Source organism: Micromonospora sp. DT53, assembly GCF_049841535.1.
Taxonomy (GTDB): domain Bacteria; phylum Actinomycetota; class Actinomycetes; order Mycobacteriales; family Micromonosporaceae; genus Micromonospora.
Genome location: NZ_JBNCKM010000010.1, coordinates 185,376 through 199,785, shown reverse-complemented (window position 1 = coordinate 199,785; position 14,410 = coordinate 185,376). Strand labels below are relative to the sequence as shown.

Sequence of the window (14,410 nt, the reverse complement as noted above, 5' to 3'; positions counted from 1 at the left end):
GCACTGCTCGGGGGTGTGCGCCGACGGTAGACGATGCGGAGCCGCCGCGAACAGGGCACACCCACCCATCGGGCGCACCCAGTTTCCGGCTTGTCGCCCGTCAGCGTGACCGTCTTCTCTACGGTCGGTAGTCGTGGGTGCGGGCCAGTCGTGGAGCCGACCGGCCCGGCGTCACCGCCCGATGCGCACCGGGTTGGCGTTCGCCGGGTTCGGCGTGGCGCTGTGCTGCGTCGGGGTGGCCGGGTTGGGCGCCTGGAACCTGCAGACCGTCCGGCAGGCCGCCGGCCCGATCCGGGAGACCGCCGACGGTTTCCTCAGCGAGGTGGCCCTCGGCGACAGCGACCGGGCGTACGAACGACTCTGCGAGGACGCCCGCAGCCGGTGGAGCGCGATCGGCTTCACCAGTTGGGTGCGGACGCCGCCGATGGTCACCGACTACGAGATCACCGACGTGTCGGTCGCCACCCGCAGCGGACGACCGCACGGCACGGTGACCGTGAAGGTGACCCGCGACGGCGGGATCAGCGAGGAACGTCGCCTGCCGGTGGTCCGCGAGGACGGGAAATGGCGGGTGTGCGGTGACCCCTTCTGAGCCCCCGCTCGCCGCCCCGGTACGCCCGCAGTTGCTGCGACCACGGGAGGGGGTGCAGCCGACCACCTCGACGGAGCTCTTCTTCGACCTGGTCTTCATCTTCACCATCACCCAGGTGTCGCACTACCTGATCGCGCACACGGACTGGCGGGGCGTCGGGCGTACCGGTCTGTTGCTGGCGCTGGTGTGGCTCGTCTGGGTCTACACCACCTGGCTGACCAACTGGCTGCAACCGGACCAGGGACCGGTACGGACGATGCTGATCGGGGTGGGGCTGGGCAGCGTGCTGTTGTCGGCGGCGATCCCGGAGGCGTTCGGCTCGACCGGCCTACTCTTCGGGCTGGTCTACGTGACCGTGCAGGTGGGCCGAACCCTGTTCGCGTTGTGGGCGGTGCAGGGCAGCCCGTGGCTGGTGGCCGGATTTCAGCAGTCACTGCCGTGGATCGCCGGGACGTCGGTGCTCGTGGTCCTCGGTGGCCTGGTCGGCGGGGCCGCCCGGGACGCGGTGTGGGCGGCCGTGATCGTGATCGAGGTGGTGGGCCTCTCGATCGGCTATCCGCTGCCGGGGCGGGGACGCAGCCGGCCCGAGCGGTGGATGGTGGAGGGCGGGCACCTGGCCGAACGGTGCGCGGCGTTCGTCCTGATCGCGCTGGGGGAGTCGATCCTGGTCACCGGCAGCACCCTCACGTCGCACGTGGACCTGGTGACGTCCGGGGCGTTCCTGCTGGCGTTCGGCGGTTCGGTGGCGCTGTGGTGGGTGTACTTCGCCCGCTCGGCCCCGGCCGCCACGGACGTCATCGCCCACGCCGGAGAGCGCACCGGCGCGTTGAGCAGGGTTGCGTTCAACTTCCTGCACCCGGTGATCGTCGCCGGTGTCGTCGTCACGTCGGCGGCCGACGAGCGGTTGCTGCGGGAGCCCGGCGCACCGGCCACCACGGTCGACGTGCTGCTCGTTCTCGGTGGTCCGGCGCTGTTCCTGACCGGCCACGCCGCCTACAAGGCGCTGCTGTGGCGGACCCTGCCGACCAGCCGACTCACGGCGGTGGTGGTCCTGCTGGCGCTGATGCCGGTCGGTGTGGTGCTGGGGGCACCCGTGGCGGTGTGCGCCGCGGTGGCGTTGGCGGTGACGGTCGCGGTGATCCTGACCGACCGGTTCCGGTCACTGGCGGCTGCGCGGTGACCGGCGCGGCGCCGGCAGGCCGCGGACCGCTTCACCCGCAGTTGTTGCGCCCGCGCCGGGGCGTGGAGCGGACCACCTCCACCGAACTCTTCTTCGACCTGGTCTACGTCTTCACGATCACCCAGCTGTCGCACTACCTGGCCAAGAACCTCAGCTGGCAGGGTGTCGGGCGGACGGCGGTGCTGTTGGGTCTGGTCTGGCTGGTCTGGATCTACACGGTGTGGGCGGGCAACTGGCTGCACCCGGACCGGACGCCGGTGCGGACCACGCTGCTGGTGGTGACGCTGGGCAGTCTGCTGCTCGCCGCGGCGCTTCCCACCGCGTTCGGCGCCAACGGGCTGCTCTTCGCCGCGGCGTACGCGGCGGTGCAGGTGGGCCGCACGGCCTTCTCCATGTGGGCGATCCGCGGCGAGCGCTGGCTCGGCGACAGTTTCCGGCAGTGTGTCGTCTGGGTCACCGGCACCTCGGCCCTGGCGATCGCCGGTGGGCTGGTGGACGCCCCGGCCCGGGAGCTGATCTGGATCGCGGTGATCGTCGTCGACTCGGTCGGGCTGGCGGCCGGGTTCCCGGTGCCCGGGATGGGGCGCAGTGCGCCGGAGCACTGGCAGGTGGAGGGTGGGCACCTGGCCGAACGCTGTCAGGCGTTCATCCTCATCGCGCTGGGCGAGTCGATCCTGATCACCGGTGGCACGCTGACGCAGCGGCTGGACCGGGTGACGATCGCCGCGTTCCTACTCGCCTTCGCGGGTTCGGTGGCCCTGTGGTGGGTGTACTTCGACCGCGCGCAGGCCAGTATCGCGGCGTTGGCGGCCGCGGGTGAGCGGGCCGGCCGGCTCTCCCGGCTGGTGTTCAACTATCTGCACCCGGTGATGGTGGGCGGCATCGTCGTCACGGCCGTCGGTGACGAGCGGCTGCTGCACGCCCCCGGTGAACCGGTCGGCTGGGCGAGCGCTCTGGTCGTCCTGGGCGGCCCCGCGCTGTTCCTGGCCGGGCATGCCGCGTACCAGATGGCGCTCGGTGACGCCGGGGTGGTCGCCCGGGTCGCGGCGACGCTGCTGCTGCTCGCGCTGTCCCCGGCGGCGGTGGCGCTGCGGGCGCCGGTGGCGTTGGCCGCCGGGGTGGCGCTGCTGATCACGGTCGGGGTGATCGCGGCCGATCGGCGGTCGGCGCGGCGGGCGCCTTAGTCGCGGGGGCCGAGGTCGCCGCTGCGGTAGTGCCGGCGGCACAGCACCTGGTAGCGCACCTCGGCGGTGTCGACGGTGTCGCCGATGACGACCTGGGCGCCCTCGCGCACGACCCGCCCGTCGACGACGCGGGCGTTGAGCAGCCCTTCGCGACCGCACCAGCAGAGCACCTCGACCTGGATGCGGGCCACCTCGTCGGCCAGCTCGAACAAACGTTGCGCGGCGGGGAACATGCGCGAGCGGAAGTCGGTGGCCAGGCCGAAGGCGAACACGTCGACGTCGTAGCTGTCGACCAGCTCGGCCATCTGCTCGACGTGCTCGACGGTGTAGAAGCACGCCTCGTCGCAGATGAGGTAGTCGACGCGTACCCCGTCGGCCCACCGGCCGCGCACCAGGGCCCGCAGGTCCAGGTCGTCGGTGACCTCGATGGCCTCGTGGGCCAGGCCGATGCGGGTGGTGACCTGCGGGCCCAGCGACCTGTCGATGCGGGTGGTGACCAGCCCGCGCCGGCCCTGCCGGGCGTGGTTGTAGTTCATCTGCAACGCCATCGTGGACTTGCCGCAGTCCATCGGCCCCCAGAAGAACTTCAACGCCGCCGCGTGCACCGGACGCCCGTCGAGCCCGCGCGCGGCCGCGCACCCGGCCGGGGCGTGTGGCTGGCCGGGGAAGGGGTGGGCCAGGCAGGTCGGGGCGGTGGCGGCGTCGTCGGTCACGGTCGGGCAGCCTAGCCCATTGACCGGGCCCGATCGGTCGGGCGCGGGATCCGTGCTCAGAGCACCCGGGGTGGTGTGTTGCCCACGGCCACGATGGCACGGCGCAGCGGCACGGCGGCGAGGAGCAGGAACCCGACCACGAAGAAGATCAGCAGTGAGACCAGGCCCACCCGGTACGAGGCGGTGAGTTGGAACACCAGGCCGAAGGCGAGCGGCCCGAGCCAGCTGGTGCCCTTGTCGCTGATCTCGTAGAAACCGTAGTACTCGCCTTCCTTGCCGGTCGGGATGAGCTGGCTGAACAGCGACCGGCTCAGCGCCTGGCTGCCGCCGAGGACCAGGCCGATGGCCGCGCCGAGGGCCATGAACGGCAGCGGCGCCTCGGCCGGCAGCCGGAACACGCCGATGATCACAGCGGTCCAGAGGACCAGGCTGATCAGCACGGTCTTGCGGGCGCCGATGCGCCGCGCCAACGCGCCGAGGGCCAACGCGCCCCCGAAGGCGAGGAACTGCACCAGCAGGATGGTGATGATCAGGGTGCTCTGCTCCAGCCGCAGCTCCTCGGTGCCGTACTGGCTGGCCAGGGTGATGACGGTCTGGATCCCATCGTTGTAGACCAGGAACGCCAGCAGGAAGAACAGGGTCAGCGGGTACGCCCTGATCTCCCGCAGGGTGCGGCCCAGTTGCCGGAACCCGTCGGTGAGCACGTTGCCCTGCCGGGCCAGCGCCGCCTCCGCGCTGGGGCGTTCCCGCATCCAGCGCAGCGGCACGAGGGTGAACACCGCCCACCACACCCCGGCGGAGACGATCGACCAACGGGCCAGGTCCAGGGTGCGTTGCGGGTTGTCGTCGTCGCTGAACAGGGTGACCGCGACCAGGTTGAACGCCAGCAGCAGGCCACCGCCCAGGTAGCCCAGCGCCCAGCCGCGGCTGGAGATGGCGTCGCGTTCGTCCGGGCCGCCGAGCTGCGGTAGGAACGAGTTGTAGACCACGAGGGCCGCGCCGAAGGAGATGTTGGCGATCAGGAACAGCGCCCCGCCGAGCAGGTAGCGGTCACCGGTGACGAAGATCATCGCGATGGTCGCGCCGGCGCCGGTGAACGCGGCGCCGCCGAGCAGCCGCTTCTTGTGCGCCGACCGGTCGGCGATCGCCCCGATCACCGGCAACACGAACACGGTGAGGAACACCGACAGCGAGATCAGGTACGGGTAGTAGGACCCCGCCGCCACCCGGATGCCCAGCGGGTACACGTACCCGTCGCAGGTGTCCGCGCCCAGCTCGCAACCGGCGGCCAGCTCGGCGACCGTGGTGATGAACGGGCCCAGGAACACAGTGATGACGGTGCTCTGGAACGCGGAGTTGGCCCAGTCGTAGATGTACCAGCCGCGCCGCTCCCGGCGAGTGCTCGCCGCAGGAGGGGTGTCGTCCACCGTGGGGGTCACGGTCTCGGCCATCGGGGGTCCTTCGATCGTCAGGCGGCCCAGTGGCCGCGGCTGCGGTAGACGTCGCGCAGCACGCCGACGTGATCGGTCATGATGCCATCCACTCCACGATCCAGTAACTCGTGCATCTGGGCCGGTTCGTCGATCGTCCAGACGTGCACCTGCAGGCCGATGCGGTGGCAGTAGTCGAGGAAGCGGCGATCCACCACCGGCACCCGCCGGTAGCTTGGCGGCACCTGCGCGGCGACCACCGACGGCGGCAGCCGCAGCGGACGCCCGTGCAGGGAGGCGAGCCGCAGCCGGGCGACGCCGCGCATGCCCAGGCTGGTGGCGACCCGCCCCTCGGTGAGCGCCCGCAGCCGGGTCAGCCGGGCGTCACTGAACGAGGCGAGCAGCACCCGGCCGCCCGCACCGGCCCGGGTCACGGTCGCGACGGTCGGCTCGACGCCGCCGTCGGCCTTCACGTCGATGTTGAAGCGGACCTGCGGCCACGCGCCCAACACCTCGTCGAGCCGGGGTACGACGGCAGCGCCGCCGACGCGTACCGACGCGAGATCGGCCCAGCTCATCTCGGCGATGCGCCCCGCCTCACCGGTGACCCGGCGCAGCGTCGGATCGTGGAAGATCACCGCCACGCCGTCCGCGGTGGCGTGCACGTCGGTCTCCACGTACCGGTAGCCCAGCCCGATGGCCCGGGCGAACGCCTCGGTGGTGTTCTCGTCGCCCTCGGCCGCGCCGCCACGGTGGGCGAACGCCAGTGGCGCGGGCGCGTCGAGGTAGCCCAGTCGGGTCAACACGCGACGCAGTATGCCCGCGGTCGGTGGCCGGCGGGTGGCCGGCCGGCGTCTGTCGCCCGCTCGCGCGAAGCAGGCTCGTCAGCCGACAGGCGTGCCGACACCGCCGTGCGCCAAGCTGGCGCGCAGCCGCGCCAGCGTGTGACCGAGTTCCGCGACCTGGGCCGGGGCGATCGACCGACCGATGTGCGTGGTCAGGTGTTCCTGGAAGGTGCCTTCGGCGGCACCGACGAGTTCCGCGCCCAGCGGGGTCAACTCCAGAAGCAGTGACCGGCCGTCGGCCGGGTTCGGCACGCGCCGAACCCAGGCCCGGGCTTCGAGGCGGCCCACGCCCTTGCTGGTCGCCCCGACCCCGATCGCGAAAAACTCGGCGAGATCGGCGACCCGGGAACCAGGATGGTCACGTAGGTAGCTCAGAAACTCGAACTGGGAAGCCACGATGCCGTGCTTGCGGCGCAACGTCTCGTTCAGGGCGTTGTAGAGCCGCGTCTCGCAGCGAACCAGGTCGCTGAAGACCTGAGCCAGTGTGACGGACCCGGCACCGGAAAAAGATGCCATGGCAGGTATATTAGCTTCCACGGCAGCTACTTTATCGCCCGTGGGAGGCGTCGGACATGAGCAGAGAACAGCGCGCGGCCATCGGCGCCATGCTGGGCGGCGGGCCCAAGGGCTTCGCGCCCGAGCCGGTCGAGACGATGCGGGAGAGCTTCGCCACGCTCATGGCGCCGTTCCCGGTTCCTCCGGTGCGGACCTCGGAGCTGACCCTGGGCGGCCGTCCGGCAGTGCTTGTCGAACCGGAGGGCCAGGCCCGCCCGGGCACCATCCTGTATTTTCACGGCGGCTCGTTCGCGCTTGGATCTCCGCGGACCGCGATGGGCCTGACCGCGAGTCTGGTCACCCGGACAGGAGTGCGGGCCTTCTCCCTCGACTACCGACTGGCCCCGGAGAACCCCTTCCCGGCTGCGATCGAGGACTGTCTCGCGGCGTATCGGTCCCTGCTCGACAGCGGCGTCGCCGCCGAGTCGATCGTGTTCGCGGGCGATTCCGCCGGTGGTGGCCTCACGGTGACCACCACCCTCGCCGCCCGAAACGCCGGGCTACCTCTGCCGAGCGCGCTGGTCGCGTTCTCGCCCGGCCTGGACCACACCCGCACAGGCGAGTCGATGGACACCAAAGAAGGCGTCGACCCGTTCTTCACCCGGGAGGGCATGGCCCACACGGCGGAGTTCTACCTCGGCGGCCAGGACCCGAACCAGGAACTCGCCGCGCCCGCCGTGCTCGCCGACCTGACCGGCTTCCCGCCGATCCTGCTGCAGGTCGGCACGAACGAACTGCTGCTCGACGACTCGGTCCGGCTGGCGAAACGCGCCCGCGACGCCGAGGTCGACGTCATCCTCGACATCACCGCAGGCGTTCCGCACGTCTTCCAGTCCTTCATCGGTCAGCTCGACGAGGCCGACCACGCCCTGGACCGCGCCGCCCTGTTCATCACGCAACGACTGCAGACCCCCTGAGCGCCCCGCACGAAGGCTGGTTCCGTCGTCGCTCAGCCGGACACCGGCGTCGCGATCCGGCGTGGCGTGCCGATGCTCGGTGCACGCCACGGTCTTCCACCTCGTGCTTGAGAACTACTTCGACTCGACGCGTCCGATGGGTGTGGTGCTGCCGGCGAGCGCAGCGGTGGCCTGCGTCCAGGCCGGGTCTTCGGGGTAGAGCTCGCTGCGCAGGTAGGACCAAATGAGCGCGCGCACGGCGGCAACTCGGTCGGGGTTTTCGTCGGTGGTCTCGGCCGCGTCGAAGGTGGAGATGCCGCCGAGTCCGTGCTCGGCGTCGAAGATTTCCAGCCGGGTCTTCGGCCCGGGCGCTGCGGTGTAGGGGTCGCTGCGCCAGTCCTGCCGGTCGGAGAAGAAGGGGTGCCAGTCCTTCTCGCCGACGACGATGAGCGCCTTGGGCGTCATGCCGTCGAAGTTGGTGCTGGTGAGTGCGACGTAGGGCTGCGCTGCCGGGCCGTTCAGGTCTTCGCCGCAGCCGGGGGCGGCGATCATGACGCGTGCGCTGAAGCGGTCGTCGACGGCTCCGACCGTTGACCCGTCGCTGGTGTCGGTGATGGTCTGGCCCGAGATCAGGCCGACGGTGTGACCGCCGGCCGAGTGACCGACAGCGGCGATACGGCCGTCGTCCAGGCGATCCGCGAGTCCCGGGACGACGCGTTCGATCTCGCCGAGGTGGTCCACGACCTGGCGGAGATCGTCGGCGCGTGACTTGAGATACAGCGGCGCGTCCGGGTCGTCGGCCTCTCGCAGGCCGAGGAAGGTGGCGTCGAGGTGCGTGGGCTGGATCACGACGAAGCCGTGCGCGGCCCAGAAGTTGACCAGCGGACCGTACCCGTAGAACGAGGAGACAAAGGTCGACGGGCCGTGCCCGTGCGAGAGAACGATGACCGGCAGCTCACCGCCGACGGCCGGAGCCGTCACGCGAACCGCCAGCGGAACCGGGCGCCCGGGAACATCGATCAGGACGGGGTGGTACGAGTAGACGGGCCCAGGGTCCGTCACCGGGAGACCGGCAGCGTACGTCGACGGGTCTTTCGCAGAGTCGTTGAGTTCCATGGAGTGCTCCTTGCGAGTCGTTCCCAATGTCCAGGTGGATGCCCCCGCGAGCACCTCGTCTGCCGTGGACGCCGCCGTGCAGCCGGAGCCGAGCTGGAATTCCGAGGAGTGGGTCATGCGTCCAGCGTGAGTGAGATCGGACGAACTTTGAATGCTTGACGATGCCGATTTTCTTCGCGATAGTTCGAGGCGTGGTGGTTGATCAGTTGTCGGAGGTGTTCGATCTACTTGAGGTGCGCGGCCAGGTCTCCGGCGCGTTCGCGGTGCGGGGACGCTGGGTCACGCGGTCGGTGATCGCGAGCCCGCTGAAGTTGACAGTGATGGTGCGTGGCCGGTGCTGGCTGTCGGCCGACGGGCTGGATGCCCCGATCGAGATGGAGGCCGGTGACGTCGCGGTCCTGACCGGCCGCTCGTGGCTGCGTGCCGAGGGCGGAACCGACGACGGCCCGCGCGAGGAGTTCGCGCCCGAGCCGGGACACTATGCCCTGCGCGTCGGCGGCGCGGACTTCGCCGTCGACGACGTCATCCTCGGCGGCCACGTCGAGCTCAACCAGGCGGGCGCGGCGCTGCTGACGCAGGCACTGCCGCCCGTGGCGCTCATTCGCTCCTGCGACGCCGCCGCGCCCGCCCTACGGGCGTGCGTCGACCGCTTGGTCGAGGAAGTGACGGCCGAGCGGATGGGCGCTGCCTTTGCCGTACGCCAGCACGCCCAACTGCTGATCTTGGAGGTGCTTCGGGCCTGCCTGGGCCAGGCCGAACTGCCGCCGGGGTGGCTGCGGGCGCTGACCGACGACCGCCTGCGTCCCGCGCTGACCCTCATGCACGGTGAACCGAGCCGGCCCTGGAGGCTGGAGGAACTGGCCCGTGCGGCGGCGATGTCGCGGACGTCGTTCGCGGTGCGGTTCCGCTCCGTGGCCGGCGTCCCTCCTCTGACCTACCTCAACTCCTGGCGGATGCTGCTGGCCCAACGGGCGCTGCGCGACCGCGACGTCCGGATCGGGGCCCTGGCCGTGCAGCTTGGCTACACGTCGGAGAGCGCCTTCAGCACTGCCTTCAAACGAGAGGTGGGAGAGGCGCCCATGCGCTACCGATACCGGGTCCGGCACCCAGGTGCGGGCCTAGATCAACTGCTTGGCGGATCAACGTGAGTGGCGGCGGTGCGCCCGGGTGAGGTCGGTCGGGCGGCCGGGGTCGACGTGGCGGGGCAGGTCCGGTTCGTCGGGGCGCAGCGGGGCGAGGGTGTCGGTGAGCGCGTCGATGATCCGGTCGGTGGCCCGCCGGGCCGCGCCGGGGTTGCCGGCCGCCGTCTCACCCAGGTCGACGGGCGTGCCGAAGTGCACCCGGATCACGGGTCGGCGCCACAGCGAGCGGGCGATGCCGCGCAGCATTCCGCGCGGCGCACGGTAGGGCAACACCTCGTGCGCGCCCCACTGGGCGACCGGGACGACCGGGGCGCCACAGGCCAGGGCGAGTCGGGCGGCGCCGGTCTTGCCGCGTTCGGGCCACAGGCCGGGGTCCAGGCCGATGCGCCCCTCGGGGTAGATGAGGATCACCGAGCCGCGGGCGACGGCCGTGGCGGCGTCGTCGAGGGCCCGGTGTACGGCGCTGGTGCCCCGGTCGACCCTGATGTGCCCGGCGTGGCGCATGGCGGCGCCGAACACCGGGACGCGGAACAGCCCGGCGGTCGCCATGATCCGCGGGGCGATGCCGCGGGTCTGGCAGGCGGCGGCCATGACCACCGGGTCGAACGGGCTGATGTGGTTGGCGGCCAGCACCAGCGGGCCGCGACGCAGGTGCGTCGGGACGTCGCCGGTGACCTCGAGGCGGGCGAGCAGGCCGACCAGGCCCCGGGTCAGCAGAAGGGCTGCGCGCCAGATCAGCGGCGGCTGCCAGGTGGAGGTGTTCATCAGCGCGCCATCGTCGCACGCGCCGGCAGGGCCGCGAGGGCGGGTCGGGTGATCAGGGTCATTGGTCCCGCGGCGCTGCGGAGCGCCCCACCTTCTACGACGAGCGGTAGTATTTACTACGTCTCGTAGTACGAATGGTTGGGGGTTTCCAGGTGGACGCTGTGGACGTTGCCCGCTGGCAGTTCGGTGTCACCACCGTCTACCACTTCCTTTTCGTGCCGCTGACCATCGGCCTGTCCGTGCTGGTGGCCATCCTGCAGACGATGTGGCACCGCACCGGCAACGAGCGCTACCTCAAGCTCACCAAGTTCTACGGCAAACTGTTCCTGATCAACTTTGCCATGGGCGTGGTCACCGGCATCGTGCAGGAGTTCCAGTTCGGCATGAACTGGAGCGACTACTCCCGCTTCGTCGGCGACGTCTTCGGCGCCCCCCTGGCCATCGAGGCGCTCGTCGCGTTCTTCCTCGAATCCACATTCATCGGGCTGTGGATCTTCGGCTGGGACCGGCTGCCCAAGCGGGCGCACCTGGCCAGCATCTGGGCCGCCGCGATCGGCACCAACCTGTCCGCGTACTTCATCCTCGCGGCGAACTCGTTCATGCAGAACCCGGTCGGCTACCGCATCAACCCCGACAGCGGACGCGCCGAACTGACCGACTTCCCGGCCGTGCTGACCAACAAGGTCGCCCTGATCACCTTCCCGCACACCCTGGCCGGCTCGTTCCTGGTCGCCGGGTCGCTGATCGTCGCCGTCGGCCTGTGGCACGTCATCCGCAACCGCGACTCCGCCGACACCGGCGCATACCGCTTCGCCACCAAGTTCGGCTCCTGGGTGGTCCTGGTCGCCTCCGCCGCCGTGCTGTTCACCGGCGACATCCAGGGCAAGATCATGACGGACGTGCAGCCGATGAAAATGGCCGCCGCCGAGGGCCTCTACACCACCGAGAGCCCCGCCTCGTTCTCCGTGCTCACCATCGGCAGCCTCGACGGCAGCCGCGAGGTGTTCGCCCTCAAGATCCCGTACCTGCTGTCGTACCTGGGCACCGGCGACCCGAACGGCACCGTGCACGGCATCAACGACCTACAGGCCCAGTACGCCACCCAGTACGGCGCGGGCAGCTACACCCCGATCATCCCGGTCACCTACTGGAGCTTCCGCTTCATGATCGCCTTCGGGATGGCGGCCGGCGCGATCGCCCTGCTGGTGCTCTGGAGCCAGCGCAAGGGCCGCACCCCGAGCAGCAAGTGGCTGCTGCGCGCCGGGCTGGCCATGCCGGTGCTGCCGCTGCTGGCCAACTCCTTCGGCTGGATCTTCACCGAGATGGGCCGCCAGCCGTGGATCGTCTTCGGCGAGATGCTCACCCGCAACGGGGTGTCGCGCAGCGTCTCGCTGGCCGAGGTGCTCACCTCGTTCACCGCGTTCACCCTGATCTACGCCACCCTCGCCGTGATCGAGGTCAAGCTGCTGCTGCGCTACGCCAAGGCCGGCGTGCCGGACGTCAGCGAGCAACCCCCCACCGACGACACCGACGACGCCGAGCGCCCGCTCGCCTTCGCCTACTGATCCCGGAGCCCATCGTGGAACTGACCACCATCTGGTTTCTCCTCGTCGCCGTGCTGTTCACCGGGTACTTCATCCTGGAGGGCTTCGACTTCGGCGTCGGCATGCTGCTGCCCGTGCTCGGCCGCGACGACCGGGAACGCCGCGTCCTGATCAACACCATCGGCCCGGTCTGGGACGGCAACGAGGTCTGGCTGATCACCGCCGGTGGGGCCATGTTCGCCGCGTTCCCCGAGTGGTACGCCACCCTCTTCTCCGGGTTCTACCTGCCACTGCTGCTGATCCTGCTGGCCCTGATCGCCCGGGGAGTCGCCTTCGAGTACCGGCACAAGCGCCCGGAGGCGTCCTGGAAACGCCGCTGGGACGCGGCGATCGTGGTCGGCTCGCTGCTGCCGGCGATCCTGTGGGGTGTCGCCTTCGCCAACATCCTGCGCGGCGTGCCGCTGGACGCCGACCACGAGTACGTCGGCGGCCTGCTGGACCTGCTCAACCCGTACGCCCTGCTGGGCGGCGCGACCACCCTCGCGCTGTTCCTCACCCACGGCGCGGTGTTCATCGCCCTGAAGACCACCGGCGACATCCGGGAGCGGGCGGGCGCCCTCGCGGTGCGCCTGGGTGTGGGCGCCGCCGTGCTCGCGGTCGTGTTCCTGAGCTGGACGCTGAGCATCCGCTCCAGCGCGGCCGCCGTGGTGCTCGCCGTCGGCGCGGCCCTGGCCCTGCTCGGTGGGCTGGCCGCCGCCCGGGTACGCCGGGAAGGCTGGGCGTTCACCGGCACCGCAGTGGCGATCGGCCTGGCCGTGGCGACCCTGTTCGCGGCGTTGTTCCCGAACGTGCTGCCCTCCACCCTGGACGCGGCCGGCACGCTGACGGCCACCAACGCCGCGTCCACGCCGTACACCCTGAAGATCATGACCTGGGTGGCGGTGATCTTCACTCCGGTGGTGCTGGCCTACCAGGGATGGACGTACTGGGTATTCCGCAAGCGCATCGGCGTGGCCAACATCCCGCAGCACTGACCCCCACCCCCTGACCCCCCGACCCCCGCCGCCCGTCGATCATGGAGTTGGGGTGCCCGGTTCGGCATGGTAACGGGCGCTTTGTTGCCCACCACAACTCCATGATCGACGGGGGAGAGGGCTGAGGTGCGCCGGTTTTTCGGCTGGCCGTAAATGGGCGGTCGGTGCGGGAGCTGTCCCGCTACGGTGTGCCGATGCCCGCCACCGTGCACGTACGCGAACTCACCGCCGACGACCTCGACGCCGCCTGGGAGCTGGGTCGGTTCGCGTTCGGCTCCGACCCGCAGCGCCCCGCGCCCGCCACCGTCACGCCTGCCGGCATGACCCGCTACGGCGCGTTCGACGACAGCGGTCGGCTCGTCGGCAAGGCCGTCGACCTGCATCACGACCAGTGGTGGTCGGGCCGGGCGGTGTCGGCCGCCGACGTCGCCGGGGTGGCGGTCGCCCCCGAGGCCCGGGGCCGGGGCGTGGCCCGCGCCATGCTCGTCGCGCTGCTGGACGGCGCCCGCGAGCGTGGGGCGGCGGTCAGCGCGCTGTACCCGACCGTCGCCGCCCCGTACCGGGCCTGCGGGTGGGAGACCGCCGGTGTGCTGCGTACCGTCGATCTGGCCACCGCCGGGCTGCCCCGGCACCGGCCCTGCCCGGACCTGAGCGTGCGGGCCGGCACACCGGCCGACCTGCCCGCCGTCGCCGACCTCTACGAGCGGGTCGCCCGGCACCGCAATGGCATGCTGACCCGCCGGGGCGAGCTGTTCGACTTCCTCGCCGCCGACCGGGGCCTGCCCGGCGACGGCCTCACCCTGGTCGAGGCCGACGGCGACCTGGTCGGCTACGCCACCTGGCAGCGGGGTCGGGGTTACGGCGCCGATTCGGTGCTCACCGTCGACGAGGCCCTGGCCGCCACCGCCGAGGCGGCCCGGGAACTCGTCGGGGTGCTCGCCAGTTGGGCCAGCGTCGCGCCGACGGTGCGGCTGTGCCCGCTCGACGGTGACGCGGTCAGCGTCCAGCTGCCAATGGAGTCGGCGCGCGAGCACGAGCGGGACCTGTGGATGCACCGGCCGGTGGACGTGGTCCGGGCGGTGGCCGCGCGCGGGTGGCCCGCCCACGCCCGGGGCGTCGTCGACTTCACCCTCACCGACGCGCTCGCCGAGTGGAACACCGGGACGTGGCGGCTGACCGTGGCCGATGGCGCCGCCGAGCTGACCCGGATCGACTCCGCTGCCGACCTGCGGTTGGACGTGCGCGGTTTCGCCCTGCTCTACGCCGGGGCGGCGCGCGCCCGGTCGGTCGCGCAGGCCGGGCTGCTGCACCACAGTCCGGCCGTCGACCCGGCCGCTCTCGACCTGCTGGGTGCCGGCGGGCCGGCGCAGTTGCTCGACTACTTCTGACCTGCCGCGCAACCCAGCTCGATGGA

14 protein-coding genes are annotated in these 14,410 nt (G+C 71.1%); 8 read left to right on the top strand and 6 right to left on the bottom strand.

Annotated features, from left to right (window positions below):
* Positions 1-133: 133 nt before the first annotated feature.
* The 3 genes from ACLQ3B_RS27950 to ACLQ3B_RS27940 all read left to right on the top strand — a co-directional run bounded on the left by ACLQ3B_RS27950 (position 134) and on the right by ACLQ3B_RS27940 (position 2,956).
* On the top strand, positions 134-592 hold the full coding sequence (locus ACLQ3B_RS27950) for a hypothetical protein (RefSeq protein ID WP_425783666.1): 459 nt from the start codon (positions 134-136) through the stop codon (positions 590-592).
* Positions 579-1,772, top strand: a complete 1,194-nt coding sequence (locus tag ACLQ3B_RS27945; protein WP_425783665.1) for a low temperature requirement protein A — start codon at positions 579-581, stop codon at positions 1,770-1,772. Before ACLQ3B_RS27950 ends, ACLQ3B_RS27945 begins: the two co-directional genes overlap by 14 nt.
* Before the next feature lie 62 nt (positions 1,773-1,834).
* Complete coding sequence (locus tag ACLQ3B_RS27940; RefSeq protein WP_425783664.1) at positions 1,835-2,956, top strand: low temperature requirement protein A; 1,122 nt, start codon at positions 1,835-1,837, stop codon at positions 2,954-2,956.
* Here ACLQ3B_RS27940 and ACLQ3B_RS27935 read toward each other — a convergent pair.
* The 4 genes from ACLQ3B_RS27935 to ACLQ3B_RS27920 form a co-directional block, all read right to left on the bottom strand.
* On the bottom strand, positions 2,953-3,669 hold the full coding sequence (locus ACLQ3B_RS27935; RefSeq protein WP_124821847.1) for a thymidine kinase: 717 nt from the start codon (positions 3,667-3,669) through the stop codon (positions 2,953-2,955). The genes ACLQ3B_RS27940 and ACLQ3B_RS27935 overlap by 4 nt on opposite strands.
* Positions 3,670-3,725: 56 nt before the next feature.
* Entirely contained in the window at positions 3,726-5,120 is a 1,395-nt protein-coding gene (locus ACLQ3B_RS27930; RefSeq protein WP_425783663.1) for an MFS transporter, read from the bottom strand.
* Positions 5,121-5,137: 17 nt separating this feature from the next.
* Complete coding sequence (locus ACLQ3B_RS27925; RefSeq protein WP_425783662.1) at positions 5,138-5,905, bottom strand: glycerophosphodiester phosphodiesterase; 768 nt, start codon at positions 5,903-5,905, stop codon at positions 5,138-5,140.
* A gap of 78 nt (positions 5,906-5,983) precedes the next feature.
* Positions 5,984-6,460, bottom strand: coding sequence for a MarR family winged helix-turn-helix transcriptional regulator (locus ACLQ3B_RS27920; RefSeq protein WP_425783661.1), 477 nt, complete (start codon positions 6,458-6,460; stop codon positions 5,984-5,986).
* 56 nt (positions 6,461-6,516) lie between these two features.
* On the opposite strand from ACLQ3B_RS27920, the gene ACLQ3B_RS27915 reads away from it, so the two are divergent.
* Positions 6,517-7,416, top strand: coding sequence for an alpha/beta hydrolase (locus ACLQ3B_RS27915; protein ID WP_425783660.1), 900 nt, complete (start codon positions 6,517-6,519; stop codon positions 7,414-7,416).
* A gap of 114 nt (positions 7,417-7,530) precedes the next feature.
* On the opposite strand, the gene ACLQ3B_RS27910 is transcribed toward ACLQ3B_RS27915, so the two are convergent.
* Entirely contained in the window at positions 7,531-8,511 is a 981-nt protein-coding gene (locus ACLQ3B_RS27910) for an alpha/beta hydrolase family protein (protein ID WP_425783659.1), read from the bottom strand.
* A 161-nt stretch (positions 8,512-8,672) separates the two neighbouring features.
* On the opposite strand from ACLQ3B_RS27910, the gene ACLQ3B_RS27905 reads away from it, so the two are divergent.
* Positions 8,673-9,659, top strand: a complete 987-nt coding sequence (locus ACLQ3B_RS27905; RefSeq protein ID WP_425783778.1) for an AraC family transcriptional regulator — start codon at positions 8,673-8,675, stop codon at positions 9,657-9,659.
* On the opposite strand, the gene ACLQ3B_RS27900 is transcribed toward ACLQ3B_RS27905, so the two are convergent.
* Positions 9,651-10,418 (bottom strand): lysophospholipid acyltransferase family protein, encoded by a 768-nt coding sequence (locus ACLQ3B_RS27900; protein WP_425783658.1) that lies wholly within the window; start codon positions 10,416-10,418, stop codon positions 9,651-9,653. The two genes, ACLQ3B_RS27905 and ACLQ3B_RS27900, sit on opposite strands and share 9 nt — an antisense overlap.
* Before the next feature lie 152 nt (positions 10,419-10,570).
* Between ACLQ3B_RS27900 and ACLQ3B_RS27895 the strand changes: the two genes are divergently transcribed.
* The 3 genes from ACLQ3B_RS27895 (at position 10,571) to ACLQ3B_RS27885 (ending at position 14,384) form a co-directional block, all read left to right on the top strand.
* Complete coding sequence (locus tag ACLQ3B_RS27895) at positions 10,571-11,983, top strand: cytochrome ubiquinol oxidase subunit I (protein WP_425783657.1); 1,413 nt, start codon at positions 10,571-10,573, stop codon at positions 11,981-11,983.
* A gap of 14 nt (positions 11,984-11,997) precedes the next feature.
* Positions 11,998-12,996 (top strand): cytochrome d ubiquinol oxidase subunit II, encoded by a 999-nt coding sequence (gene cydB, locus ACLQ3B_RS27890; RefSeq protein WP_425783656.1) that lies wholly within the window; start codon positions 11,998-12,000, stop codon positions 12,994-12,996.
* Positions 12,997-13,190: 194 nt separating this feature from the next.
* Positions 13,191-14,384 (top strand): GNAT family N-acetyltransferase, encoded by a 1,194-nt coding sequence (locus ACLQ3B_RS27885; RefSeq protein WP_425783655.1) that lies wholly within the window; start codon positions 13,191-13,193, stop codon positions 14,382-14,384.
* Positions 14,385-14,410: the final 26 nt, after the last annotated feature.